This window comes from Rhodococcus sp. G6(2025) (genome assembly GCF_058628105.1).
Genome location: NZ_CP179750.1, coordinates 4,660,772 through 4,685,836, shown reverse-complemented (window position 1 = coordinate 4,685,836; position 25,065 = coordinate 4,660,772). Strand labels below are relative to the sequence as shown.

Sequence of the window (25,065 nt, the reverse complement as noted above, 5' to 3'; positions counted from 1 at the left end):
CCCGACACCGCTCACGCCCAACTCCAGCACTGGTACACCGCAGGTGCCGAGATGCCGATCCTCACACTCCCACTCGACCGCGCCATCGCCGAACTCGACTACATGCTCGAAATCATGAGCCCACACCCCTGACGTTTCGTCCTGCGGGGGTGAACGCGCTTACGGGTACGGCGTCCGCGCGGCGAGCCCCCGTGCGGCCGCCGCGGCCCGCACTGCGTCGATCACCAGTTGCAGCGGCGGTCGGTGCGCTTCCGTTCCTCGATGGGCGATGGAGATCGTCCGCATGAGCGGTTCGGTCAGCGCGACGACGTCCATTCCCGGCGGGCGCAGCGTCAGCCCGAGATCGGAGACAAGTGTGACTCCCAGGCCCGCGGCAACCATCGCGAGTGCCGTAGCCTGCTCGCCGACCTCATGGTTGATCCTGGGTTCGAATCCGCAACGCTGACAGGCCAACCGCACCGCGCGGCCGAAATGCGACGTGGGTCCCGCAAGGATCCAGGGATGCTCGGCGAGATCCGCCAGCGCCATCGTTCTGGCGGAAACCGTTCCCGGAGGCAGCGCTGCGTGCAGTCGCTCCACTGCGATCACCACCCTGGTCAACTCCGGGTCCCACTGCATCGGGTAGTCGGAATAGTCGATCACGAACGAGAAGTCCAGCGACCCGTCCTGAACCGCGACCGCGGTGTCCTCCGGCGCAAGCTCCTTCGTTCGCACCTCGATGCCGGGATGTTCGGCGGCCAGCAACGTCAGCGCATCCGGCACCAGGCTCGACGCGACGGACGCCCACACGCCGATGGTCAATCGAGCGGTGACCCCGTCCTGCGTTTGCTCGAGGGCAGTCGTCGCACGTTCCACCGATCGAATGATGTCCTCAGCGTGCTCGGCGAGGAGCATGCCGATCTCGGTGAGCTGTACCCGCCGACCGCGCCGCTCGAATAGTTTTGCGCCGACATCGCGTTCGAGCTGGGTGAGCTGTTGCGATACCGCGGATGTGGTGTAGTGCAAGGCCAGTGCCGCGGCTGTCACGGTGCCTCGGCGGTTCAGTTCCCGAAGCATCCGCAACCGGCGCAAAGACAGCTCCATGCCGCCAGCCTATGCATCCATTCCGAACCGTCCAACCGGACCACGCGTTGCGCTGTGTAGAAAGCGTGAACTCAATCCTTCAAGATTCTTAACTGGACGCCTGGTCACCAGCGCGCGCACTCTGGCGTCATCGGCTGAGTGGTCGTGGAGGCGAAGATTTTCTGAGGACGATTGGGGTAACTCGAGGTGACCACGACAACGGAATGCGGGTTCGGGCGCACCCCCGAGCACCGAGAGTCTGACTACCGTGAGAACACTGCGACGCAACATCGGGTCGATGTGGCGACCGTGCGCGGCGGTGAGCCCCTGTTACGTGTGACGTGGTCTGATCCGGTCACCGGTGCTCGTGGTTACCTCGTCGTGCACACGTTGGTGTCCGACCTGGCAACCGGGGGCACCCGAATGCGGGCAGGCTGCACGATGTCGGAGGTGGAGGATCTGGCCCGAGGCATGGCTGCCAAGACCGCGGTTTTCGACCTTCCGGTCGGCGGCGCGAAGGGTGGCATCGACTTCGACCCGAAGGACCCCCGCGCCGTCGGTGTTCTGGAGCGGTTCTGTCAGGCGATGCGCCCGTGGCTGGCCGCGCACTGGGTGACCGCGGAGGATCTGGGGGTGCCGCAGCATCTGCTCGACGACGTCTTCGCGCGGCTCGGCCTTCAGCAGTCCTACCATGCGGCGATCAGCCGCGCGGAAGATCCGCAGAGGACTCTGCGCCGGGTACGGGCCGCGTTGAACGCCCCGGTGCCCAGCGGTTTTCTGCTGGGGGATGTGATCGGCGGTTACGGAGTCGCGCAGGCCTGCATCGGTACGGTGAACGCATATGGCTGGGTTCCGGCCGACACAACGGTGGCAATCCAGGGCATCGGCACCATGGGGGGCGGCGCGGCCTGGTATCTGTACGAGGCCGGTATGCGCGTGACTGCTGTCGCCGACGCCTTCGGCACGCTGTACTGCCCCGACGGCCTGGACGTTCCCGCGCTGCTCGACCTGCGGGACTGCTACGGCGAGATCGACCGCTCCCGCGTCCCCTCGCATGTTCAGCGGTTGCCGAGCACGGCTGTGATCGCCACTGCGGCAGACATCCTCGTCCCGGCCGCGATCTCGTATGCGATCACGGCGGATAACGTCGACCAGGTCGCAGCGAAAGTCGTGATCGAAGCGGCGAATGCCGCGACGACCCCGCGGGCCGAGGCGGTGCTCACCGGCCGGGGCATTCCGGTGGTCCCAGATTTCGTTGCCAATGCCGGAGCAGTCGCCTGGGCCTGGTGGGTACTCTTGAGTCAGGTCGGCACCGACCCGGAGGACTCGTTCCTGCGGCTGCGTACCGAGATGCTGGCCAAGGTCGCGTTGCTGCTCGGGCAATGGAAACTGGACGGCGTGGCGCCACGGCAGACCGCGTGGGATCTCGTCGGGGCCAACCGCCGCGCGCCGGCTCCCACCGACCCTCTGGCAGTGCCGGCGCTCACCATCCCGTGAAGGTCGGCGATCGGCGAGAGAACACCGGGCCGGCGGCTACGGGACCGTCACGTGCTCGTCTGTCTGGCCTTGCGGTGAGCCAACAGTGCTCGCGCGTCGGGGTGGCAGCGGCCCGAGTGAGCGCGGTGCGGTGCGGTGCATTGCGGTATTGAACTGACGGTTCCCGTTGTGCGAGAGTCGATGTCGGGCACGGCTCGACGGTGCGTAGAGGCGTCGAGCCGCGGGCAGTGAGATTCAAGTCCATGGGGAAGATCACCCTCAACTGTGGTTCCGGGTGGTGGCGCATCGACTGAGGTCGACATTTCCGTGACGTGGAACGGGACAGGCTCCGCTTCTGGTCGCGCGCGTACGCCGTGCTCGAGGGGGCTGTCGTGACCACCTACGATTCTTCGGTGACCGATTACGACGATCTCGACATGTTCGGTGGCCTCGATGCCTCCACCCTGCCATCCCGCCAGCAGCGGATTCTGGCAGCGATCCGGGACTGGGTGGCTGCACACGGATGCACGCCGAGCACCCGACAGATCGGGGACGCGGTGGGCCTGCGCTCCGCGTCGTCGGTGTCCCAGCATCTGAAGAGCCTCGAGGAAAAGGGCTTTCTCCGACGGGGCACGGCCATGGCTCGGCAATTGGACGTGCGCCCGTTCCTCTCCGAGGGGAAGCAGGGTCGCTCGTCCGAAAACAATGTGACGGTACCGGTGGTCGGCGACATCGCAGCCGGCGCACCGATCCTCGCGGAGGAGCACGCCGATGAGATGCTGACGCTCCCTCGCGAACTCGTCGGCTCCGGCACCGTGTTCGGGCTGCGGGTGCGCGGTGAGTCGATGATCGACGCCGCGATCTGCGATGGCGACGTCGTTGTGGTGCGCCGCCAGGACGAAGCCCATTCCGGCGAGATCGTCGCTGCGATGATTGATGGCGAGGCCACGGTGAAGGTGCTCCGGCGCCGCGATGGCCACGTCTTCCTCGAGCCCCGTAATCCCGCGTATGCCGTGATCGATGGTGACGACGCAGTTGTCCTGGGCAAGGTGGTATCGGTGATGCGGCGGATCTGAGGGCCCGGACTCGGCTGCCGCCGACACCCTCCCCACGAATATTCTCGTGTGGGATCCACAGGCGGAAGATCGACATCACCGGTGGCTCGCCACCGCCGCTGTCCCGACAACCCGATGAGGAAAAGCATGAACTACTTCGTTCCGCGAGGCGGCCTGCCGCCGCAAACCGACCTGACCACCGACCGCGCGGTCTTCACGGAGTCCTACGCGGTCCTGCCGCGTCGCACGATGAGCGATATCACCGCCAGTCTGCTGCCGCACTGGAACGGGACCAGGGCGTGGGTGCTGGCGCGGCCTTTGTCCGGATTCGCGGAGACCTTCTCGCAGTACATCGTCGAGGTCTCGCCTGGTGGCGGTAGTGACCGTCCCGATGCCGATCCGGGCGCCGAGGCGGTCGTGTTCGTTGTCGACGGTGCGCTCACTCTCACACTCGACGGGGTCGAGCATGTGCTGGATGCGGGCGGCTACGCCTTCCTCGCTCCCGGCGCCCGGTGGACCCTGCACAACCACGGTCCGGCCACCGCGACGTTCCACTGGATCCGCAAGACCTATCAGCAGGTCGACGGCATCGAGATACCCGAGTCCTTTGTGACCCGGGAGGAGGATATCGAGGGTGCCGAGATGCCCGACACGAATGGCGCATGGAAGACCCAGCGGTTCGTCGATCCGACCGACATCCGCCACGACATGCATGTCAACATCGTGTCCTTCGAACCGGGAGGTGCGATTCCGTTCCCCGAGACGCATGTCATGGAACACGGCCTGTACATCCTCGAGGGTAAGGCGGTGTATCTGCTCAACAAGGATTGGGTCGAGGTGCAAGCGGGCGACTTCCTATGGTTGCGGGCCTTCTGCCCTCAGGCGTGCTACGCGGGCGGGCCGAGTCGCTTCCGCTATCTGCTCTACAAAGACACCAACCGGCACGCCGGCCTCCAACTCGGACTCTCTTGAATCTGGTCATGATCCTGTGTGCCGCTGCCGTTGTCGCAAGGGTGGCGGCTCACGGATCGCCTGTGCGCGGGAGTCAATGTGGTCTGCTGGGAGCGTCGTGTTCGGTGCCGAGCTGATCCTGGCTGGCGGCCCAGGAGGCGAGGAGTTTGAGGGCGTCGGCGGTGGGTGTGCCGGCGGCTGCGGTGTAGATGTTGAGGTGCAGGCCGGGTTCGGAGGGCAGTTCGAGTGCTTCGAAGTCGAGGTCGAGTTGGCCGACGGCGGGGTGGCGCAGGCGTTTTCGGCCGCTGCGGTGGAATCGGACGTCCTGTGACGCCCAGCGTTGGCGGAAGAGTTCGCTTTGGGTGGACAGTTCCCCGACCAGCGCGATGAGCGCCTTGTCGTGGGGGTTGCGGCCTGCTTCGAGTCGGAGCATGGCGGCGGCGTCCCTGGCGATGGTGTCGTAGTCGACGAAGAATTCTTCGGCTGCCTGGGGGTGGAGGTAGACGAATCGGGTGGTGTTGGCGGGGCGGCGGGGGTCGGCGAGCACAGGGGAGTAGAGGGCGCGCGCGAGGTCGTTCATCGCGATGATGTCGTGGCGGCCGTTGCGGACCCAGGCCGGTGCGTCCGTGATGGCATCGAGTACTTGCTGGATTGCCGGGCGGACGGTCACCGGCGGAGTGCGGGGGCGGCGGGTGGTGCTTGCCTGTGCTTGCCGGGCGAGGGCGAAGAGGTGGTCGCGTTCGGCGTCGTCGAGTTGCAGGGCGACGACGAGGGCGTCGAGGACGCTGTCGGAGGCGCCGGCGAGGTTGCCGCGTTCCATGCGGACGTAGTAGTCGACCGAGACACCGGCGAGCATGGCGACCTCTTCGCGGCGCAGGCCTTTGACACGGCGGTTGCCGCCGTACACGGGTAGTCCGCTCTGCTCCGGGGTGATGCGTGCGCGCCGTGTGCTGAGGAACTCGCGGATTTCGGTGCGCAGGTCGGTCGAACTCATGAGTCCACGGTAGGCAGTGGCCGCCGGTTGTGGGAGGTACTGGCAGTACCCGGAACGTCCGTGACTCCCCGGGCGGCCTGAATGGAGGTCAACTGGGTGGCATGAAAGCGACGTACATGTTCGGCGCGGGCGATGTCCGCGTCATCGATGTTCCTGATCACACCATCCAGTCGTCCACCGACGCCCTGGTACGGATCGTGCGGGCCTGCGTGTGTGGCAGCGACCTGCATCCCTATCACTCCATGGAGGTCGATCCTGCGGGCAGATCGATGGGCCACGAGTTCATCGGTGTCGTCGAAGCGATCGGTACGGATGTGAGGACGTTGCGGGTCGGCGACTTCGTCATCGCACCGTTCGCGGTCTCGTGTGGCACGTGCGTGTTCTGCGCTGCGGGTCTGCAGACGTCGTGCGTGCGTGGCGGGTTCTGGAATGACGCCTCGCTGGGTACGGCGGGTGGTCAGGCCGAGGCGGTCCGGGTGCCGCTGGCCGACGGCACGCTGGTGAAGGTGCCGGTGGGCGAGGACGCCGACGATGCGCTGCTCAACTCCGTGCTGACGTTGTCGGATGTGTACGGCACCGGCTGGCATGCCGCGGTCCGCGGCGGCGTCGGCGCGGGCAGTGTCGTGACCGTGATCGGTGACGGTGCGGTGGGATTGTTGGCCGTGCTGTCGGCTCGCCTGCTCGGTGCCGAGCAGATCGTGTTGATGGGGCGGCACCAGGGGCGGACCGATCTCGGTCGCGAGTTCGGTGCGACCGATGTGGTTGCCGAGCGTGGCGAGGAGGGGATCGCGAAGGTTCGTGAGCTGACCGGCGGACTGGGCAGCGCGGTCGTCCTCGAGGCGGTCGGTTACCGGCCGGCCTACGACCAGGCGGTGGGCGTCGTCCGCGCGGGTGGAGTGATCAGTCGGGTGGGGGTGCCCCAGTACGAGGACGCGCCCGTCGGGTTCGGGAGCCTGTTCGGGCCGAACGTCACGCTGACCGGTGGTCCGGCGCCGGTGCGCGCCTACATCGAGCAGCTGCTTCCGGCAGTCCTGGACGGCACTGTCCAGCCGGGGAAGGTGTTCGACCGCACCGTCGGTCTCGGCCAGACGCCGGAGGGCTACGCCGCGATGGATGCCCGCGATGCGCTCAAGGTCGCGGTCCGGCCGTGACCACCGCTGTTTCCGGTCGGGCCACGGCCACCCCGGCCGCGATTCTGGGGATCATCCTGGCAAGCTATTTCATGGTGTTGCTGGACAACTCGGTGATCTTCACCGGATTGCCGAGCATCCGATCCGGGCTCGACCTGTCACCGGCGGCGCTGTCGTGGGTTCAGGACGCTTACACCCTCGTCTTCGGTGGTCTGCTCCTGTTGGCTGCCCGCGCGGGGGACATCGTGGGGCGGCGCCGACTGTTCAGGATCGGTCTCGCGATCTTCGGTACCGCATCCTTGCTCGTCGGAATCGCGCCCGCGGGATGGTGGATGATCGCCGCCCGCGCCGTGCAGGGAATCGGTGCGGCGATCGTCGCACCGACCTCGTTGGCGTTGATCACGACCTATTTCGACGGCGAGGCCCGCAACAAGGCCGTTGCCTGGTACGCAGCAACAGCCGGTATCGGCGCCAGCCTCGGCCTTCTGGTCGGAGGCGCGCTCACCGAATGGATATCCTGGCGAGCGGCCTTCCTGGTCAATGTCCCGATCGCGGTCGCCTTGATCGTCTGGTCCGGCACAGTGCTCGTCGAAACACCACGGCGAACCGGACGGTTCGACGTGATCGGTGCTCTCGGTGCGACACTCGGCATGGGCGCCGTGATCTTCGGAATCATCGAATCCGCCGAGGCAGGTTGGGGATCGGCACGGGTACAGGCCGCTCTGGCACTCGGGGCTCGCCTGCTGGTCGGGCTGGTCGTTCACGAGGGTCGGGTGCAGCAACCGATCCTGCCGCTGCGGTTGTTCCGCAGTCGCGAACGCGCCGGCGCCTATTCGGCTCGGCTGCTGTACCTCGGGGCGATGATCGGATTCTTTTACTTCACCACCCAACTGCTCCAGGACGGGTTCGGCTTCTCCCCACTGCAAGCCGGACTCGGCTTCCTCCCGATGACCCTCGTCAACTTCGTCGTCGCACTCATGGTGCCCCGCCTGAGCGCCCGGCTGTCGAACGGGACTCTGCTCGCGACCGGGACGGCGCTGACCCTGGCCGGCATGGCATGGCTGAGCCGCATCGGCCCACTCGATACGTATCTCATGGACGTTGCACTACCGATGGTCCTGGTGGGTGCCGGGCAAGGCCTGGCGTTCGGACCGCTGACCAACGCAGGAATAGCCGGTGTCGATTCGGCGGACGCCGGCGCGGCATCCGGACTGGTCAACACGGCGCACCAACTCGGAATGGCACTCGGTTTGGGCATTCTCGTCGCACTCGCGGCCGACGCAGGCGCCAACCTCGACGGACCAGCAGCGGTGACCGAGCACGTCGGCGCCGCGCTCACCGGCGGCACCGTACTGCTCGCCCTCGCGCTGGTCGTCGTCCTCACGGTGATCGTGCCCGCTGCACGACACCGGCCCGTCGCATGACATCCGCTGGTCGAACCAGGTACTGCCGGTACCTGGTTCGACAGGCACTCCCAGCGCGCGCTGACCGAACCTAAGGTTGAAACATGACGATCCCCGTATTGACGTTGAACAACGAAATCACGATGCCGGCACTGGGTTTCGGTGTGTACCAGACGCCGCCCGATGACACCGTTGCAGCGGTCGAGGCCGCATTGGAGACCGGATACCGGCACATCGACACCGCCGCTGCTTATCAGAACGAACGCGAGGTCGGCGAAGCCATACGCCGTTCGGGTATCGATCGCTCGGACATCTTCATCGAGACCAAGGTCTGGATCACCGACTACGGCTACGACGCGACGCTGCACGCCTTCGACAAGAGCGCCCGCAAACTCGGAATCGATCAGATCGACCTGCTGATACTGCACCAGGCTCTCCCTGGCGAGTTCACCCTCACCGTCGAGGCCTACAAGGCGCTCGAGACGCTGCTCGCGGACGGCCGCGTCCGCGCCATCGGTGTCAGCAACTTCATGTCCGACCACCTCACGCGACTGCGGGACGAGACATCGGTGGTGCCGGCGGTCAACCAAATCGAGGTACACCCGTCCTTCCGCCAATCCGACGTGCTCACGGCCAACGCCGAACACGGGATCGTGTCCCAGGCATGGTCCCCGATCGGTGGCATCACTTTCTACCGCGACGGCTCGCACGGCTCCACGCTCGACGATCCCACCCTCCAGTCGATCGCAGCGGCACACGGCAAGACGCCGGCCCAGACGATGCTGAGATGGCACCTGCAGCAGGGCCGCCAGGTGATCCCGAAATCGGTCACCCCGTCCCGGATCACCGAAAACTTCAACGTCTTCGACTTCGATCTCACCGCCGATCAACTCGCCGCGATCGACGCTCTCGACACCGGTGTGCGCGGCGGCCCGGAACCGGACGACATCACCCGCGAGACATTCGGCCTCGAAATCCCCGAACCCTGAGGAGTACAGCAATGCAGATTGATCCCCACACTCCGACGACGAAGAACCCGCCCGAGCAATTCACCGGTGACGTCTGGCTCGACCGCATCGCCTTTCCCCGAGAACCCGGTCAGCGAATGGTAGTGGCGAAAGTGCGTTTCGCACCCGGCGCCCGCACCGCGTGGCACTCGCACGCCCACGGTCAGACCCTGCACATCACCCAAGGAACTGCCTGGGTACAGTCCCGTGGCGGCCAGAAGGTCGAAGCACACGCCGGTCAAACCCTCTACTGCCCACCGAACGAACATCATTGGCACGGAGCAAGCGCCGACTCGTTCATGGAACACCTCGCCATGCTCGACAACGCCGACGACCCGGCCACCACCACGACCTGGCTCGAACACGTCACCGACGAGGAATACCTGACGGGGTAGTGACCCCTCGCCACCCTCCGAACCTTACCGAGGCCACAAATTATCCATGATCTGTGCGACGTCCTGGGCGCTCATCGGCGCCGCGTCGAGGTTGTCCGCGCCGGGCCACAATCCCGCGATCATGACCGCGAGGATTCTGCGCCAGCCGGTGTCGGTGCCTCCGCGGTGTCGTCGCGACGACGCCGCGGAGGGACCAGAAGATGAGGTCCAGGTCGGCGTCGGTGGCGTCCTCACGGATACGGCCCTGCTGCATGGCTTGCGCCAACAGCTCGAACAGGATCCGCCGATACTCGTTCCTCAGAACTGTGGTCTGATCGTCGTTCCACATGCGAGACAAACATCCGCGGTTCGACGCCAGGATGGCACCGCTGCCGTAGAGCACCTGCTCCAGCCCCTCGCCCTCCGGTGTGGAAAGGGCCTCTTCGGCCAGGGCCGTGCCGGCTCTCCGTAATCAGTGAGCAAGATGTTCGCCGGTTTGATGTCGCGATGGAGAATGTCGAGTCGGTGTGCTGTCTCCACCGCGCCGGCCACCTTCACACCAAGCCGCAACGCCTCAGGCAACGGCAGCGGACCGTGGTCGCGGATCCGGACGTCGGGAGAATCCTGCTGATGGTATGGCATCACGATGTAGGAAAGGCCGCTGTTGGTGGCACCGACCTGCAGGACGGTGACGATGTTCGGGTGCCCGGTCAGACGGCCCATCGCCCGTTGTTCCCGGAAGAATCGCTCCCGATTCTCCTCGTCGAGCTCGACGAGGAGAACCTTCACCGCCACCGTGCGATCTAATGGGGTCTGGATGCAGCGCTAGACAACACCAAAACCGCCGCGCCCAATTTCCCGGGCATCATCGAACCCGGTCGCCCTCAGCTCGGCGACCGGGGGAGTCGACTACGACTCTGTGTCGAGCGGATCACCTGTGCCCATCACATGGTCTATTCACGACGCCGCTGTCGTTCCTGTGCACTGGTCCCGACGGCACGACCAGTAAGGGAGGATCGACCTTTCGCTCACTTCTCGATGACGTCTTCTCAAGGATATCGCTGCTGTCGGTTGTGACCGATTAGGGCACCTGCCAACCGCCGACCTTGCATGCTGAGACTCCGACGCATCTGGCGTTGCATGGAGATTTCGACGGCTGGCGTGCCCGACGCCCGCGAGCTTGCGACCAAGCCCGAGTTCGGCGATGACGATGTCACACTGCCACGGGACTGAGTGCACGACCCATACACCCTGCTTCAGTCCACAGGCCCACCCCATGCCTACATCGCACAAAGGGGCCCCTACCGACTGAACTCGACGGCACCTATCTCAGTTGCCACCTCAGAACGCGACTGACGGTGGACGATCGTGGGTCGAGCGGAGCCTTTGTGGCGAGGCGTCCGGCGGGGAGGCGCGCGGGTTTAGCCGCGGTTGAAGATCTCACGCAGCCGGACGGCCCACTCCGCGATCACTTTGGGAGGGGTGTCCTTCTCGGACAGGACTCGCATCTGTGTGGTGTCGATCGTGCCGTCGAGTCCCTCGATCGGACTGCCGGCGTCGCCACTTCCGTTGAATACCCCCTGGCCTGCAGGTGAGAGAAGGTAGTCCATTACGATCTGGGCATCGTCCTGGCGTGGAGACTTTTTGAGGATGCCGGCAATGAACGGAGATGCCCAGCCGTCCTTGATGAGCACAGAGTCGATCGGCGCTCCTCTGCTCTCGAGGTCGTGCACGACGGCAGGGCTGGCGGTGTAGGCGACGCCGATCTCGCCGGAGGCCACAGCCTGCGCCATCGGGATGAGCGAGGGGTAGAACTTCGGATTCTGCTCCGCCAACTCAGGCAGATAATTGGGACCGTTCTTGTCCTGGAGGTACTGCAGATAGGAAGCGAGCACAGCGCTCATCGTGTCTCGCACGCCCAGCCGATTCTTGACCTCTGGCGCGAGCAGATCGTCCCAGGTTTCGAAGCCGTCAGGAAAGGCGTCGGTGTTCCACAAGATCATGCTGAACGGTGAGTAGGACACGATCGGCGCGTGGCCGTCGACTCCCCAGTCCGGGTAGGTCTTGGCGGCATCAGCGGTCACGGGGGCCAGGTTGTCCTTGTTACGCAGGAACCATGAATCGCCGGACATGATGAAGATGTCGGCGCCGTCCGCACCGGTTGCGATCTCTGCGTCGACCTTGGGGACCAAGTCCGATGCACCCCTGGTGATTTCGAGGGTGATATCGGGGTGGGAGGCGTTGAAGGCGTCTTCGAGCCTTTTGTTCTGCGAGGGTGCCGCCACGCTGTAGACGTGGACCGTTCGCCCGCCGTCGCCGAAGAACCCGGCTGCCGGGACGCAGGCAGCGAGCAAGGTGGTCGCGAGCGCGGCCGCCAACACGGCGACGCACTTGGTCAGATGTCTCATGTTCTGGTCCTTCTGCCTATCAGAGCTTCTCGAGAGCACGGCTACCTCCGAACAGCAGGGCCAAGAAGACGCCGATTGCGGTGATTGCGGTCATCGCAATCGCGATGACCGCGACTTGCGGGTAGCCCCCTGCGTCGTATTGTTCGAACAGGGCCACGGACATCACGTTGACTTCGGCGGAACGGATGAGCAGCGAGACGCCGAACTCGTGGATCAAGAGGACGAACATGATGGCCGCCGACGAGGCCATTCCGGCGCGCCCGAGCGGCAAGATGACGCGGATGAACGTTCGGAGGGGACCGGCACCGCTGACCCTCGAAGACTCGACGGTCGTGCGGCCGAGCGCTACGAGCGTGGCGAGCTGGTAGCGCACTGCATACGGCACCATGATCGTGACGTAGGCGAGGATGAGTCCTGTTTTGGTGGCGTAGAGCCCGATCGACGGATTGGAGTAAGCGAAGAGGAAGCCGAAGCCGAGCAGTGCTCCGGGCATTGTGAGTGGGATGTTGGCGAGGACGTCGAGGATCACTGACAGTGGGCGCCAGAGACGGTCTCGGTTATAGATCCCGAGGGCGATCAAGGTGCCGAGTGGGAGGACGATTGCGACGGCGGTGACGGAGGCGAACGTGCTGTTGAAGATGGACTCGACGAACACCCTGTCCTGGAACACCGAGGAGAAGTTTTGAGTCGTCAGCGCATCGAAGGAAACCGACCCGCTCCAGAACGGCGAGAGCGCCACGAATGCAAGTGCCACCAGCGGCGCCAGCGCTGACAAGACTGTGAAGAGCAGCACCACCAACGTGGCGCCGATGTTTCCCCATCGGCTGGTGCTCGCTGGCGATGCTGCGCTCACGGTTCCGACGAACCGGTCCTGTTTGCCGATCAGGCCCCGTTGCACCATCACCATGACGAGGGCGAGGACCATGAGGGGTGTGCCGAGCGCGGCGACGACCGAGTAATCGATCGGGTACTGCGCGGATAGCTCGAACATGCGCACCGTGATCACGTCGAGCCCCTCACGACGGCCCAGGATGAGGGGGCCGGTGAACTGACCGAGTGCGAGGAGGAAGCACACGACGCCGGCGTAGACGAACACCGGTCGCAGCAGGGGAAGCGTCACGGTCAGGAGGATGCGCAGTGGCCCGGCGCCGTTGACACGGGCCGCCAGGGCGTAGTCACCACCCAAGTTGCGCAAGCCGGCGTACACGAACAGGTATACGAACGCTGCTAGGTGAATGCCGGTGTAGACGATGATCCAGAACTCGCTGTAGACGTTGATCGGGCCGGCGTCGCCGTCGAAAAAGGGTGTGGCGCGCAGCAGGGTGTTCACGTACCCGTTCTCCGGGGAGAAGAGAAACACGAATCCGACGACATGAGCGACGCCAGGAATGATCATCGGCAGAACTGGCATGAACGCCAGGTACTTTCGTGTTCGCGGCGATGTTGCGTGCATGCACAGCGCCAGGCCAGTGCCCACGATCAACGCGACGATCAAGGATCCGACGCCGAGGACGAGCGTCGTGGCGAACATCTTGCCGACTCCGTCGAGCTCGAGTACGCCGCGCAGGCCGGCCGCGCCGTCGGCGAAGGCCTTTTGTTGCAGCGGGACGACTGGCAGCAGGACCAAACCGCCGACCAGGACGGTGAGGGCAAGCCACGGTAGTTGACGTTTGAATCGACGCGCGAACGCGATCGGGGACGCCCCTCTTCCCGGTGCCGGCGTCTGGTCGATGACGACGTCGTCTGTTGTGGCATCGCGGGTGGCAACGTCAGTGGTCATGACGACACTCCGGCGACCTGGTGGGTGCGATCCGTCCGGTCGGCCCAGTCGGGAACGAGCCGGCCATGGTCCTGGCTGTAGCAGCGGGCTTTGTCGATCGGAAATCCGACCTCTACCGACTGGCCCGGTCGTAGGTCCATCGCCCCTGTCGGGATCCGGGCGAACAGTCGGAGGTCACCGATCTCGACGACGCACTCGCTGGTTTCGATGCCCGGCAATAGTTCGACGATGCGGCCGTCGGCGAGCCAGGCAGTCGCGGTGGCCGTAGTGGCATGCGACGCGGGAGATGAGATGTCGTCTGCTGTGGGCCGCACCAACAGGTGCTCGTCGCGGAGTCTGAGAGCAAAGGATCCGCGGAGATCGTCGCGGGCTAGACCAGGAAGTCGTTGTCCGGCGAGGGCAACGCCGCCATCCTCCGCTCGAAGCTCGAGTCGATTCCTGGCGCCGAGGAAGTCGGCGACGTACTCGGTCGCGGGAGCGCGATACACCTCGATCGGATCGCCGACCTGCTCGATTCGGCCCGCGTTCATGACGGCGACCCGGGTGCCCAGCGCGATGGCTTCCTCCTGGTCGTGCGTGACGTGGACGGCTGTGAAGCCCAATTCGCGGTGAAGAAGCCGGAGTTGCGCACGCAGTTCGACGCGCAGGAGAGCGTCGAGATTGCTGAGAGGCTCGTCGAGAAGCAGCAGCGTGGGTCGCGGAGCCAGAGCACGCGCAAGCGAGACGCGCTGCTGCTGGCCGCCACTGAGCTCTGGTGGGTACCGGTCTGCGAGGTGGCCGCATTGCACGATGTCAAGGACTTCCTCGACACGCCCACCCTTGAGTGCTGCGCTATGGCCTCGCGACTGAAGCGGGTAGGCGACGTTCTTGCGAACCTTCATGTGGGGCCATAGGGCGTAGTTCTGAAAGACCATGCCGACGTCGCGGCGATTCGGCTGCACGAACACGCCACGCGCAGTGTCGAGTACGCAGGAGCCGCCAATGTGGATGCGGCCTGAATCGGGGCGCTCGAGTCCCACAAGTGAGCGCAGCAGGGTGGTCTTTCCGCAGCCGCTGGGGCCGAGGAGTACGAGCAGTTCGCCATCGGCCACCTCGAGGTCGACGTTGCGGAGGACGTGAATCTCGTTGCCTGGGTGTCCGAATGACTTTGTCAGACCGTGCACGGACACCAACGCGGGTGCCCGCGTCGATCTCGCGGTGTCTTTGGTCTCTCGCGTTGCTTCAACGAGGGCTGATGGCATGACGCATCCCTTCAGAGTGATGTACGACACTCAGTCAATCACGTAATTGACAGACAGTGCAAGAGCAGTCTTTTTCATAAAGGTCGAATATGTGAGAAAAAGTAAAAAACATGCCTAAATGTTTGGAAGTTACTAGCTGTCAATTATCCGTGGTTGTGGCTGGTGGGTCGGTGAGCCGTGACGCCCGAGAGCTCATCGACGAGCGCGAGTCGTTCTCGCACATGGTGGGTGACGTTCTCTACCATCTGTTCGCAGGCGAGGAGCGCCTCTAGTTCGATCGAGAAGATAGTTTGCCGGAGGTTCGCTTGCCGATTCGCGCCGCGGACACGAGTCCCTATCTTGTAAGGCTGCCGGTTCAGACACTGAAGTCGCGCCGCATGTAGCCCCGGCTGCCCGCTAGCTGCGATGCAGCAACACTCCAGCGTCGACTAATTGGCATTGCGGCCATGCCGATTCGTCGATCTTGAGTGGATGCTCTGAAATCTGGAGGGACTTCGTCACGCCTACCAGTACGAAGCCCTTGGCCTCCCAGTAGTGTGTCGCGGGAACCCGGCGGTTCGCGGCTGGTGGAAGAGGGCACCGTCCCATCGAGCGTAATCTTCTCGACCTCGGTCAGGTGACGCGTATCCCAGCTGGAGCGCATCGTCTCACGGAGACGATCGGATTGTGTTGCAGTGCAATAACTGTACGGGGCGTTCAGGGCCGAGGCAATCCCATCAAACGATTACCTCCGCAGACCTATTTGCTCAACCGTGCCGGGAGCGCGTGAGGCACCCAAAGCTACAGCCTCGGCATCCGACTTCTTCGTGCCGACGGAGAGCGCGGAGGTGGTGTCGGCGAAGAACCGGTCCGGGAGGCCATGACGGATTCGAGCTACCACGGGGAGCACCCCGGTGGCTTTCATCTTGTCCTCGATCGATGCTCAGTTCGAACCGGATCGACTGTCGGCCAAGCCGACCGGGTCCGTCTGACCGCGCAGAACATGTCTGCATCCGCACCCGGGACGGGGTGAAACCAGTGCTCGTGAAGACTCCGGTCGACATCACCTCGCCCTCAACTGGTCGCAGTCGACGCGCTGCCACGGCGGCACGCCCCACGATTCGTATCGAGGCGCGGGGCTCGCAGTGTGCCCGCGTTCGGTTGCCGGTCACCCGCGCCGGGGATGGATGGGACGTGCGGGTCGATTTCGATCGGGTCATGTCCTCATGCGGCCGACCCTGCTCGGCTGGCTGCGTCGCCCGATCATCCGGAATCTACGCGGAGTGCCTCGCCTGCCGATGCCCCACCGTGCTCGGTCCGAACAATCCGCGTAGTGGATGTTGCCCTCGAACCGATGCCGTGGCTGGCCGGGGTGCTGGAAGGCCGGGTGCCCGATGTCACGCTCGCGCGGACAGTGAGCCAGACGCCCTGGTTGATTCGCACGGCGTGACCCGCTACCGCCGCCACGGGTGCGCAGAACGAATCCCCGGTGGCCGGACTGTGAACGCGCCCGGCCCGCAGTGCCCTTGGCGCTCGGCTGAATCGTGGAGATCGCTGATTACTGTCAGATAGAAGTCCTCTCTATAAGTCGGACAGTTAATCGGCTGACTATTGCATCAGTGTCAACGATGGTCTAAGTTGACAGTGGTAGAGCTCACAGTCGATTTCGAGCGTCATGCCTCGGAGTTGCCGTTGCTAGGAGAGAGTCCATTGAGTGATGAGATCGTTGAGCCGCTCGGCTCAGGCGAACCGGCAGGGCATGCGAAGACGCCGAAGAAGGCCGCCGCGAGCGGGTGGGTCGGCTCGGTGCTCGAGTACTACGACTTCTTTATCTACGCACAAGCCGCCGCGCTGGTGTTTCCCACGCTCTTCTTCCCGGGGGCGGATCCGACGGTTGCGATCGTTGCGTCCTTCGCCACATACGGCGTCGGCTATGTGGCGCGGCCGATAGGTGGATTCGTTCTCGGTCACTGGGGCGATAAGCATGGACGGAAGAATGTCCTCGTTCTCTGCATGCTCATCATCGGGGTTGCAACGTTCTGTGTCGGGCTGATTCCGTCCTACCATTCCATCGGTGTCTGGGCTCCGGCCCTCTTGGTCGTCTTGCGCTTGGTTCAAGGCTTCGCCGTCGGTGGGGAGATCTCCGGGGCGAGCGCGATGATCATGGAGCACGCGCCATTCGGAAGGCGCGGCTACTACACGAGCTTCACGATGCAGGGCGTCGCGGTCGGCCAGATTCTCGCGGCGGCGGCATTCTTGCCGATGGCCACGTGGCTTCCGGATGAAGCCTTCCACTCATGGGGTTGGCGGATCCCGTTCCTGCTGAGTGCGGTCGTGGTCCTCATTGGTCTTATTATTCGACGCAGGGTGAACGAGACGCCGGCATTCCTCGAGGAGCGGGATGGTGACAACACGCCGCCCTCACCTATTGTGGAGGCCGTTCGCAGCAACGGCGCCGACATGGTGCGCGTGTTCATCATGATGCTGCTTACCATCATTCCCGTAGTTATGTTGGTGTTCGGCGCAACCTTCGCGACGAACAAGGCTTATGGCAATGGGTTCACTCCGGCGAACCTCCTTTGGCTCTCGCTGATTGGCAATGCGGTGGCCGCGCTGCTCGTCCCAGCGGCCGGTGCCCTGTCTGACAAGATCGGCAGGCGGCCGTGTCTGATCTTCGGCATGCTCAGCTCTACGGCCCTGTGTTTCGGCTATCTGTACTTCATCAGTGTTCATAACGTCGTTCTTGTGTTCGTGTTCGGACTCCTCGCATACGGTGTGGCCTTTCAGGGGTTCCAAGGAGTCTTCCCGAGCTCCTTCCAGGAACAGTTCCCGACCCGGTCCCGTGTCACCGGATTCGCAATCCCGCAAAACCTCGCAGGCATGGCCACAGCGATCATGCCGACCGTGTTCGCCGTCATCGCTCCCCCCGGCGCGAATGTGCCGGTGATCGTCGGGTCGGTCGTTTTCGGTATCGGCGTAGTCGCAGCCATCGCCGCCTACTTCACGCGGGAGACCTACCGGGTGCATATGGACGACCTGGGTCGGAAGGATGCACCGGAGGTGCCGCGTGACGAGTACGAGCGGCGCCGGCACCGTCGATTAGCCGCCACATGACGGATACGAAGCGACAACCTCGCAGGTGACGACCAGGAGCCCGCCGTCGAACATGGACGGCGGGCTCCGGTCGTCACGATGGCGGCCGGAGCACTGGTATCAAACCCGTCGAGGGGTGCTCGATGATCGAATGTGGAAAAGAAATTTGATGGATCGCGATCTCAAAGCCCTCAAACTCCGCTCACCGAAGGACATCCTGCCGCAGCGACTGGCGCTGGCCCGACAGCACCAGCTCAGCCACCTCGCCTTCCTGGAACTGTTTGGGCCGACGAAGTGTCACGCCGCGAATCGCGTTCGGCACTAATACGTTCGGCGAAGGCCGGGTTGAATTCGAACATGCGGGATCGACACCTGAAACGCACTCGACGACCTGCACTACGACGGGCGTTGTCGGATCTGGTCTCGTTGCGCTTCGCCGACGCCGGCCACTGCAGGCTGGTCCTCGGCGCGTGGGCGTCGGCAAAACACACCTGGCCACCGCATTGGCCAGATCGCGCTCCGGCAACGACGCAGCGTGCTCATCGGAATTCTGGCATGGGCCCGCTGCATCGGGGTGTAATCGGCTGCGAAGTCCAGTGGCCCGATTCACGTAGGAGCAGCTCGCGGGTGCCGGAGGTAGCTGAAGGAGTATGAAACTGTTGTGTAGGGGTCCCGCCGGCGCGGATGGCTCTCGCGTGGGTGCTGGTGCGCCCGGGATCACGGGCACCCTTCGTGGGGCCGCGTACCGAACACGATCTCGACGACGCTGCGGCGGCGCTTGAATTGAGTCTCGATGCCGTCATCACGTCTCGATACGATATTCCCGGGGTATCGGACAGCGCCCGAGGACTACGCCTGGTAGAAGCGACCAGTGAAGCCGGCTTGATGAATCAAGCCGGCTTCCTGTTTTCTGTCGTTTCTGCGCGCCGTATTTCGGTCTAGATTCGATAGTCCTTGAGCAGGGATCTGCCGATGATCATCTTCTGGATGTCCGAGGTGCCCTCGCCAATCAGCATGAACGCCGCTTCGCGGTACAGTCGCTCGATCTCGTACTCCTTGGAGTAGCCGTAGCCGCCGTGGATGCGGAACGAGTCCTGAACGACCTCGTTGCAGTACTCGCTGGCGATCATCTTCGCCATCCCCGCCTCGACGTCCATGCGCTCGCCGGCGTCCTTGAGCCGGGCGGCACGGACCACCATCGAGTGCGCGGTCTCCACTTTGGTGGCCATCTCCGCGATCCGGAACAGGATCGCCTGATGCTGCGCGATCGGCTTTCCGAACGTCTCGCGCTGCTGCGCGTACCGGATGCCGAGCTCGAATGCGCGATTCGCGATGCCGACGGCCCGGGCGCCGACGTTGACGCGCCCGACCTCGACGCCGTCCATCATCTGGTAGAAGCCGTTGCCGGGGGTGCCCCCGAGGACCTGGTCGGCGGAGATCCGGTGGTTGTCGAGGATCATCTCCGTGGTGTCGATGCCCTTGTAGCCCATCTTGTCGATCTTGCCGGGGATGGTGACCCCCTGGGCCGTCTCGCCGAAGCCGGACTCCTTTTCCACAAGGAAGGTGGTCATGTTCTTGTAGACCGACTCGGAGCCCTCGTCGGTCTTGCAGAGCACTGCCACCAGGGTGGAGGATCCGCCGTTGGTCAGCCACATCTTCTGGCCGGTGATCTCGTAGCCGTCGGCGGTCCTGGTGGCCTTGGTGGTGATGGCCGAGACGTCCGAGCCGAGCCCGGGCTCCGACATCGAGAAGGCGCCGCGCACTTCGCCGGTGGCCATGCGCGGCAGGTACTCGAGCTTCTGCTCCTCGGTGCCGTGCTGGTTGAGCATGTGGGCCACGATGAAGTGTGTGTTGATCACGCCGGACACGCTCATCCAGCCGCGGGCGATCTCCTCGACCACCAGGGCGTAGGTGAGCAGCGACTCCCCGAGGCCGCCGTACTGCTCGGGGATCATCAGGCCGAAGATGCCGAGTTCCTTGAGCCCCTCGACGATCTCCGTCGGGTACTCGTCGGCGTGTTCGAGTTCGGTGGCGACCGGGATGATCTTCTTGTCCACGAATTGACGGACAACGGCCAGGATCTCGTCCTGCTCGGCGGTCAGGCCCTCGGTGCGCACGAGACGTCTCATGATGTCGATCGAACTCCTCTGCGATAAGTCTGTGATGACAGCTTGACTGAAAGCTAGCTGTCAGACATATTACATACATGTCTAATGCAGTGGTAGTCGTCACAGGGGCCGGGCGCGGCATCGGGGAGTGCGTCGCGCGCTCGCTCGCCAAGGAAGGTGCCAAGGTCGTCCTGTCGGGCCGCACCGTATCCGCGCTCGAGGGTGTGCGGGACGCGATCGAGGCAGACGGGGGGACCGCGCTGGTCCGTCCCACCGATGTCATGGATCCCGAGTCCATCGCGGGCCTCTTCGATGACACCGAGAAGGTCTTCGGGAAGCTCGACGTGCTGGTCAACAACGCCGGAATCGCCACCCAGACCAACATGGTCGACATGGACGAGGCGGAATGGGATCGGATCTTCAACACCAACGTCCGTGGCCTGTTCCTCAGCAGCCGTGAGGCCGGGCGGCGGTTCCGGGATGCGGGTGCCGGTCGCGCGATCAACATCGCCTCGGTGTTCGGCCTGGTCGGCCGCCCCGGCTTCTCGGCGTACTGCGCGTCGAAGGGAGCGGTCATCAACTTCACCCGCTCGGTCGCGGCCGAGTGGGCCCGCTTCGGTGCCCAGATGAATGCGGTGGCGCCTGGCTACATCGCCACGGATATCAACGCCGAGATGCGGGCGGACGAGGCGGCGTACAAGAAGGTGCTGCGCGGGATCCCCGCGTACCGGATGGGTACACCGGAGGAACTGGCGAACGTCGTCACCTACCTGGCACTGAACGCGCCGGACTTCCTCACCGGCCAAACCATCGCCGTCGACGGCGGAGAGTCGAGCGTCTAGGCGATGACGAACACCACTGTAGAAACAGTCATCTGCGAACCGGTCCGCACCCCCGTCGGTCGGTACGGGGGGATCTTCAAGGACGTGCCGGTCACCACCCTGGCCTCGACGGTGATCGCCGGGCTGGCCGAGCGCACCGGCCTGGCAGGTGCGGATGTCGACGACGTCATCTTCGGTCAGGGCTACGCCAACGGCGAGGCCGCGGCCATCGGACGGAGCGCGGCGCTGGACGCCGGCCTCGATGTCACGGTGCCGGGGCTGCAGATCGACCGCCGCTGCGGTTCGGGTCTGCAGGCCGTGCTGTACGCCTGCATGCAGGTCGCCACCGGTGGTTCTGACCTGGTCCTGGCTGGAGGGGCCGAGAGCATGAGTCAGGCCGAGTACTACATCCCGAACGGTCGCTGGAACGCCGGTGGGCAGCCGAGGCTGCTGGACCGCCTCGCGGCGCCACGCCGGAACTCGGGCGGCTGGCGGTACCCGGTCGAGGGCGGGATGATCGAGACCGCGGAGAACGTCGGACGCGACTACGGCATCACGCGCGAGCAGCAGGATGCCTGGGCTGCGCGGTCGCAGCAACGGGCGGGTGCCGCGATGGCGGCGGGGTTGTTCGACGACGAGACGATTGCGGTCTCGGTGCCGCAGCGCAAGGGTGATCCGCTGGTGGTGACGCGGGACGAGCACCCCCGCCCGGGCACCACAGTCGAGTCGCTGGCGCGGCTCGAGCCGATGATGGCCGCCACGCTCCCGGGGGCTACGGTGACCGCCGGCAACTCGAGCGGGCAGAATGACGCCGCCGCCGTGGCGATCGTGACGACGCGGGCGAAGGCCGAGCAGCTGGGCCTGAAGCCGTTCGCCCGCCTCGTCAGCTGGTCACTCGCGGGCGTGGAGCCGAACCGTATGGGGATCGGTCCGGTCCCGGCGGCAGAGCGCGCGCTGGCGCGGGCCTCGCTGTCCTGGTCGGACATGGACCTGATCGAGCTGAACGAGGCCTTCGCCGCGCAGGTCCTCGGCTGTTTCCGGGGTTGGGGGCTGACCGACGCGGACCTGGACCGGGTCAACGTGAACGGTTCGGGCATCTCCCTCGGCCACCCGATCGGCGCGACCGGGGGCCGGATCCTGGCGAACCTGCTCCGCGAGATGGACCGCCGCGGTTCGCGGTACGGGCTGGAAACCATGTGCATCGGTGGAGGCCAGGGCCTCGCCGCAATCTTCGAACGAGTGGGATGAAACAGATGAAGATCCTCTACCTCAGCATGTCCCGCGAGGAGTACTCGCCGAACTACTTCCCCTACCTGAGGTCGTACATCGACCAGGTGAAATCGCCAGGCACCCAGGTCGAGCTGCGCGGCACCCGGGTGGGGCGGATTGACAGCTTCCGGTTCTTCGAGGTCCTCGACTGGGTGTCCATCATGGACTCCGCGATCGAGGCCCAACAGGACGGCTTCGACGCGATTGCGATCGGCAACATCCTCGACCCCGCGCTGCGCGAGGCGCGGTCCATGGTCGACATCCCGGTCCTCGGGCTGGGGGAGACCTCGATGCTCACCTCCTGCATGATGGGCAGCCAGTTCTCCCTGGTCGGCGTGAACCCCTACTTCGGCGGCCGGTTCGAGGAGAACGTGGCCAAGTACGGTCTGCGTGAGCGGCTGGCGAGCATCGAGTGCATGGGGCTGACGCCGCATGAGCTGGATGCCTGCTTCTCCGATCCGGACGGCCGGCAGAAGGCGATCGACTCGTTCACCGCCGCCGCCCGCGCCTCGTTGGACAAGGGTGCCGAAGTGGTGATTCCCGCCGGCGGGCGGTTGACCGCGTTCCTGAACGCGGTGAACATCCGCGAGGTCGACGGTGCCCCGCTGCTGGACGGCACCGTCTCCCTGGTCGCAGCGGTCGAGGCGGCGGTGCGGGTGCACCGCCAGTCCGGCTCGTTCGTGAGCCGTCGTCGGCTGTACGCCCGTGCCCCCGAGGCCTCCATCCGACAGGCCGGCGCGGAATACGCGGAGGGCTACCACGTGCCGGCCCTGGCGCGGCTCGCCGCAGGCGATACCAGCAACTGACCCCTATTTCGAGGTAAGGGACGAGAACACCAATGAAACCCGAATACCCCCTGAGCAAGCATGAGAGCTTCATCTCCAATCTGGATCGGCTGCGGGAGACTTCCTCTGCCGCCGCGGACGCGTTCCGCGCGCTGCGCGTGGCCCAGGACGCCCACGGGCCGCTGGAACCCGGGCAGCGTGAGCTCAGCCTGTTGGTCGGTTTCGCCGTGACCCGCAACGAGGGTGGCTTCCGCGTGCACTGCAACCGCGCGCGGGACGCGGGCGTGCCCGTCGAGGCGATCGAGCAGGCGGTGATCCTGATGCTGGGAACCAGCCTTGGCCTGGTTCCGGTCGTGGAGGCCCTGAGCTGGGCGCACGACGAGCTCCGTTGAGAAATTGTTAGACATTAGACTTGTTTAATATTTGGCAGTGTGCGCACCGTCCGCGGGTGTGAGACCGGCGCGCCGCAACCCGTAGCCGCCCATATGACGAGGAGAGACATTTTCATGGCAGAGAACAACGAGACCCGCACTGCTTTGGTGGTCGGCGCCGGTTCCGGCATCGGACGTGCCACCGCGCTGGAGTTGGCGGGCTCGGGTGTGTGCGTGGTCGCCGCGGATCTGAATGCCGATGCGGTGGCGGCGCTTTCCGCCGAGCACGAGAACATCGTTGACCTGGGCGAGTCCTGGAATGCCACCCGGCACGAGGACTGCGACCGGCTGGTCGCCGCGGCGGTGGCGCGGGTCGGGCATCTCGACACCGTGATCTCGACCGTCGGTTGGACCGCGATCACCAAGTTCCTCGACGAGACGCCCGAGTACTGGCAGCGGATCATCGACGTCAACCTGATGTCGGCGATCTACCTCTCGGCCGCCGCGGCGCGGGCCATGCGAGAGCGCGGCGGCAGCATCGTGCTGACCTCGTCCGAGGCCGGTACCGTCGGCACCTCCGGGGAGGCGGTGTACTCCGCGGCCAAGGCCGCGGTGATCGGCCTGGTGAAGTCGCTGGCCCGCGAGTGGGCCCGCTACGGCATCCGGGTCAACGCCGTTGCGCCCGGCATCACTTCGACGCCGCTGCTGGTGGAGCAGGGCATCGCCGGCGGCGACGATGCCCAGGGCGACGGCGACGCCGTGCTGAACAGCATCCTGCGGGGCGTTCCGATGCGCCGCCTGGGCGAGCCGTCCGAGATCGCGGACGCGATCGCCTACCTCGCCGGCGACGGCGCCAGCTACATCACCGGCCAGACGCTGTGCGTCGGCGGTGGGTTGACCATGGGCTCGTAGAGCCGGCCCATACCTTCGATCAAGCGCATCACCCGCGCTCGTCACAACAACACCGAGAGGCATCCATGGACATGCGAGGCAAGACCGTCCTGATCACCGGCGGATCCCGCGGAATGGGCCAGCAGCTCGCCCTGAAGCTGGGTGCGAAGGGCGCGAACGTCGTGGTCAACTACCGGCGCGACGACGAGTCGGCGCAGAAAACCGTCGCCGAGATCGAGGCGGTCGGCGGTACCGCGTTGGCGCTCAAGGCCGACATCTCCGACACCGAATCGGTACAGCAGTTGGTGGACGCCGCCGTCGAGCGGTTCGGCCGCCTGGACGTGGTAGTGGCCAACGCCGCAGCCAGCGCGTTCAAACCGTTGATGGACATCCGCGCGCACCACATCGAGAAGACCATGGGCATCACCATCCAGGGATTCCTGGATCTGGTCCGTATCTCGCTGCCGCACATGCGGAACGGGGGCCGGGTGCTCGCGGTGAGCGGCTGGGACAGCTTCCGGGCGCTGCCGCTGCACGGCCTGCTCGGCGCGGCCAAGGCGGGCATGGAGTCCATTGTCCGGAACCTGGCCGTGGAGCTCGCCGGTGACGGCGTGACCGCGGTGGGAGTGTGCCCCGGCCCGATCGATACCGATTCGTTCCGGCTGTACGCCGGCGATTCCTGGGACGACTACGCGAAGAACTGGCTGACCCAGACCCCCTCGGGCGCCTACGCGACCCCGTCAGAGGTGGCCGACGTGATGGCCTTCCTGTGCTCGCCGGAGAGCGTTGCGATCAACGGCCAGACCATCGTGGTCGACGGTGGCCTGTCGGTGGCGACCATGCCAATCGGATTCGGGCAGAACTGAA

Annotated in this window: 22 protein-coding genes and 1 pseudogene; 16 read left to right on the top strand and 7 right to left on the bottom strand. The window is 65.1% G+C overall.

What is annotated here, in order from left to right:
* Positions 1–159: 159 nt before the first annotated feature.
* On the bottom strand, positions 160–1,083 hold the full coding sequence (locus ACLIVD_RS21440) for a LysR family transcriptional regulator (protein ID WP_491930615.1): 924 nt from the start codon (positions 1,081–1,083) through the stop codon (positions 160–162).
* A 186-nt stretch (positions 1,084–1,269) separates the two neighbouring features.
* Here ACLIVD_RS21440 and ACLIVD_RS21435 point away from each other — a divergent pair, with 186 nt between their 5' ends.
* From ACLIVD_RS21435 to ACLIVD_RS21425, 3 genes are all read left to right on the top strand, one after another.
* Positions 1,270–2,559: a glutamate dehydrogenase gene (locus ACLIVD_RS21435; protein ID WP_491930614.1), complete on the top strand. Its 1,290-nt coding sequence runs from the start codon at positions 1,270–1,272 to the stop codon at positions 2,557–2,559.
* Between the two features lie 392 nt (positions 2,560–2,951).
* Complete coding sequence (gene lexA / locus ACLIVD_RS21430; RefSeq protein WP_283335321.1) at positions 2,952–3,614, top strand: transcriptional repressor LexA; 663 nt, start codon at positions 2,952–2,954, stop codon at positions 3,612–3,614.
* Between the two features lie 126 nt (positions 3,615–3,740).
* The gene (locus ACLIVD_RS21425) at positions 3,741–4,565 is read left to right on the top strand and encodes a bifunctional allantoicase/(S)-ureidoglycine aminohydrolase (protein WP_317568834.1); all 825 of its coding nucleotides are present in this window, start codon (positions 3,741–3,743) and stop codon (positions 4,563–4,565) included.
* 73 nt (positions 4,566–4,638) lie between these two features.
* Here ACLIVD_RS21425 and ACLIVD_RS21420 read toward each other — a convergent pair whose 3' ends face one another.
* Positions 4,639–5,538, bottom strand: coding sequence for a helix-turn-helix transcriptional regulator (locus ACLIVD_RS21420; RefSeq protein WP_283335323.1), 900 nt, complete (start codon positions 5,536–5,538; stop codon positions 4,639–4,641).
* A 101-nt stretch (positions 5,539–5,639) separates the two neighbouring features.
* Here ACLIVD_RS21420 and ACLIVD_RS21415 point away from each other — a divergent pair, with 101 nt between their 5' ends.
* The 4 genes from ACLIVD_RS21415 (at position 5,640) to ACLIVD_RS21400 (ending at position 9,473) form a co-directional block, all read left to right on the top strand.
* Complete coding sequence (locus tag ACLIVD_RS21415; RefSeq protein ID WP_491930613.1) at positions 5,640–6,689, top strand: alcohol dehydrogenase catalytic domain-containing protein; 1,050 nt, start codon at positions 5,640–5,642, stop codon at positions 6,687–6,689.
* Positions 6,686–8,092: an MFS transporter gene (locus ACLIVD_RS21410; protein WP_491930612.1), complete on the top strand. Its 1,407-nt coding sequence runs from the start codon at positions 6,686–6,688 to the stop codon at positions 8,090–8,092. Before ACLIVD_RS21415 ends, ACLIVD_RS21410 begins: the two co-directional genes overlap by 4 nt.
* Positions 8,093–8,175: 83 nt before the next feature.
* Positions 8,176–9,060 carry an aldo/keto reductase gene (locus ACLIVD_RS21405; protein WP_283335327.1) on the top strand — a complete coding sequence of 295 codons (885 nt, stop codon included), beginning with the start codon at positions 8,176–8,178 and terminating at the stop codon, positions 9,058–9,060.
* An 11-nt stretch (positions 9,061–9,071) separates the two neighbouring features.
* Positions 9,072–9,473: a (R)-mandelonitrile lyase gene (locus tag ACLIVD_RS21400; protein ID WP_283335328.1), complete on the top strand. Its 402-nt coding sequence runs from the start codon at positions 9,072–9,074 to the stop codon at positions 9,471–9,473.
* 438 nt (positions 9,474–9,911) lie between these two features.
* On the opposite strand, the pseudogene ACLIVD_RS21395 reads toward ACLIVD_RS21400, so the two are convergent.
* From ACLIVD_RS21395 to ACLIVD_RS21380, 4 genes and pseudogenes are all read right to left on the bottom strand, one after another.
* A pseudogene (locus ACLIVD_RS21395) lies at positions 9,912–10,340 on the bottom strand (serine/threonine-protein kinase); the annotation flags it as partial.
* 533 nt (positions 10,341–10,873) lie between these two features.
* Positions 10,874–11,830 carry an ABC transporter substrate-binding protein gene (locus tag ACLIVD_RS21390; protein WP_491930611.1) on the bottom strand — a complete coding sequence of 319 codons (957 nt, stop codon included), beginning with the start codon at positions 11,828–11,830 and terminating at the stop codon, positions 10,874–10,876.
* A 49-nt stretch (positions 11,831–11,879) separates the two neighbouring features.
* Entirely contained in the window at positions 11,880–13,640 is a 1,761-nt protein-coding gene (locus tag ACLIVD_RS21385) for an ABC transporter permease (RefSeq protein WP_182624954.1), read from the bottom strand.
* On the bottom strand, positions 13,637–14,881 hold the full coding sequence (locus ACLIVD_RS21380) for an ABC transporter ATP-binding protein (protein ID WP_491930610.1): 1,245 nt from the start codon (positions 14,879–14,881) through the stop codon (positions 13,637–13,639). The genes ACLIVD_RS21385 and ACLIVD_RS21380 overlap by 4 nt, the downstream gene beginning before the upstream one ends.
* 1,689 nt (positions 14,882–16,570) lie before the next feature.
* Here ACLIVD_RS21380 and ACLIVD_RS21375 point away from each other — a divergent pair.
* The 3 genes from ACLIVD_RS21375 (at position 16,571) to ACLIVD_RS21365 (ending at position 18,895) form a co-directional block, all read left to right on the top strand.
* Positions 16,571–17,974: an MFS transporter gene (locus ACLIVD_RS21375; protein WP_491930609.1), complete on the top strand. Its 1,404-nt coding sequence runs from the start codon at positions 16,571–16,573 to the stop codon at positions 17,972–17,974.
* Between the two features lie 148 nt (positions 17,975–18,122).
* Positions 18,123–18,278, top strand: a complete 156-nt coding sequence (locus ACLIVD_RS21370) for a hypothetical protein (RefSeq protein ID WP_418342047.1) — start codon at positions 18,123–18,125, stop codon at positions 18,276–18,278.
* A 359-nt stretch (positions 18,279–18,637) separates the two neighbouring features.
* Positions 18,638–18,895 carry a hypothetical protein gene (locus ACLIVD_RS21365; RefSeq protein ID WP_491930608.1) on the top strand — a complete coding sequence of 86 codons (258 nt, stop codon included), beginning with the start codon at positions 18,638–18,640 and terminating at the stop codon, positions 18,893–18,895.
* On the opposite strand, the gene ACLIVD_RS21360 is transcribed toward ACLIVD_RS21365, so the two are convergent.
* The gene (locus tag ACLIVD_RS21360) at positions 18,892–20,082 is read right to left on the bottom strand and encodes an acyl-CoA dehydrogenase family protein (protein ID WP_283335335.1); all 1,191 of its coding nucleotides are present in this window, start codon (positions 20,080–20,082) and stop codon (positions 18,892–18,894) included. The genes ACLIVD_RS21365 and ACLIVD_RS21360 overlap by 4 nt on opposite strands.
* A 77-nt stretch (positions 20,083–20,159) precedes the next feature.
* Here ACLIVD_RS21360 and ACLIVD_RS21355 point away from each other — a divergent pair, with 77 nt between their 5' ends.
* From ACLIVD_RS21355 to ACLIVD_RS21330, 6 genes are all read left to right on the top strand, one after another.
* The gene (locus tag ACLIVD_RS21355; RefSeq protein ID WP_491930607.1) at positions 20,160–20,903 is read left to right on the top strand and encodes an SDR family NAD(P)-dependent oxidoreductase; all 744 of its coding nucleotides are present in this window, start codon (positions 20,160–20,162) and stop codon (positions 20,901–20,903) included.
* Between the two features lie 3 nt (positions 20,904–20,906).
* Complete coding sequence (locus ACLIVD_RS21350; protein ID WP_491930606.1) at positions 20,907–22,130, top strand: acetyl-CoA C-acetyltransferase; 1,224 nt, start codon at positions 20,907–20,909, stop codon at positions 22,128–22,130.
* The gene (locus tag ACLIVD_RS21345) at positions 22,127–22,957 is read left to right on the top strand and encodes an aspartate/glutamate racemase family protein (protein WP_025432700.1); all 831 of its coding nucleotides are present in this window, start codon (positions 22,127–22,129) and stop codon (positions 22,955–22,957) included. The genes ACLIVD_RS21350 and ACLIVD_RS21345 overlap by 4 nt, the downstream gene beginning before the upstream one ends.
* Before the next feature lie 32 nt (positions 22,958–22,989).
* Entirely contained in the window at positions 22,990–23,328 is a 339-nt protein-coding gene (locus tag ACLIVD_RS21340) for a carboxymuconolactone decarboxylase family protein (RefSeq protein ID WP_005242288.1), read from the top strand.
* Between the two features lie 114 nt (positions 23,329–23,442).
* Positions 23,443–24,219, top strand: a complete 777-nt coding sequence (locus tag ACLIVD_RS21335) for an SDR family NAD(P)-dependent oxidoreductase (RefSeq protein ID WP_025432699.1) — start codon at positions 23,443–23,445, stop codon at positions 24,217–24,219.
* 71 nt (positions 24,220–24,290) lie between these two features.
* On the top strand, positions 24,291–25,064 hold the full coding sequence (locus ACLIVD_RS21330) for an SDR family oxidoreductase (protein ID WP_143767456.1): 774 nt from the start codon (positions 24,291–24,293) through the stop codon (positions 25,062–25,064).
* Position 25,065 lies beyond the last annotated feature (1 nt).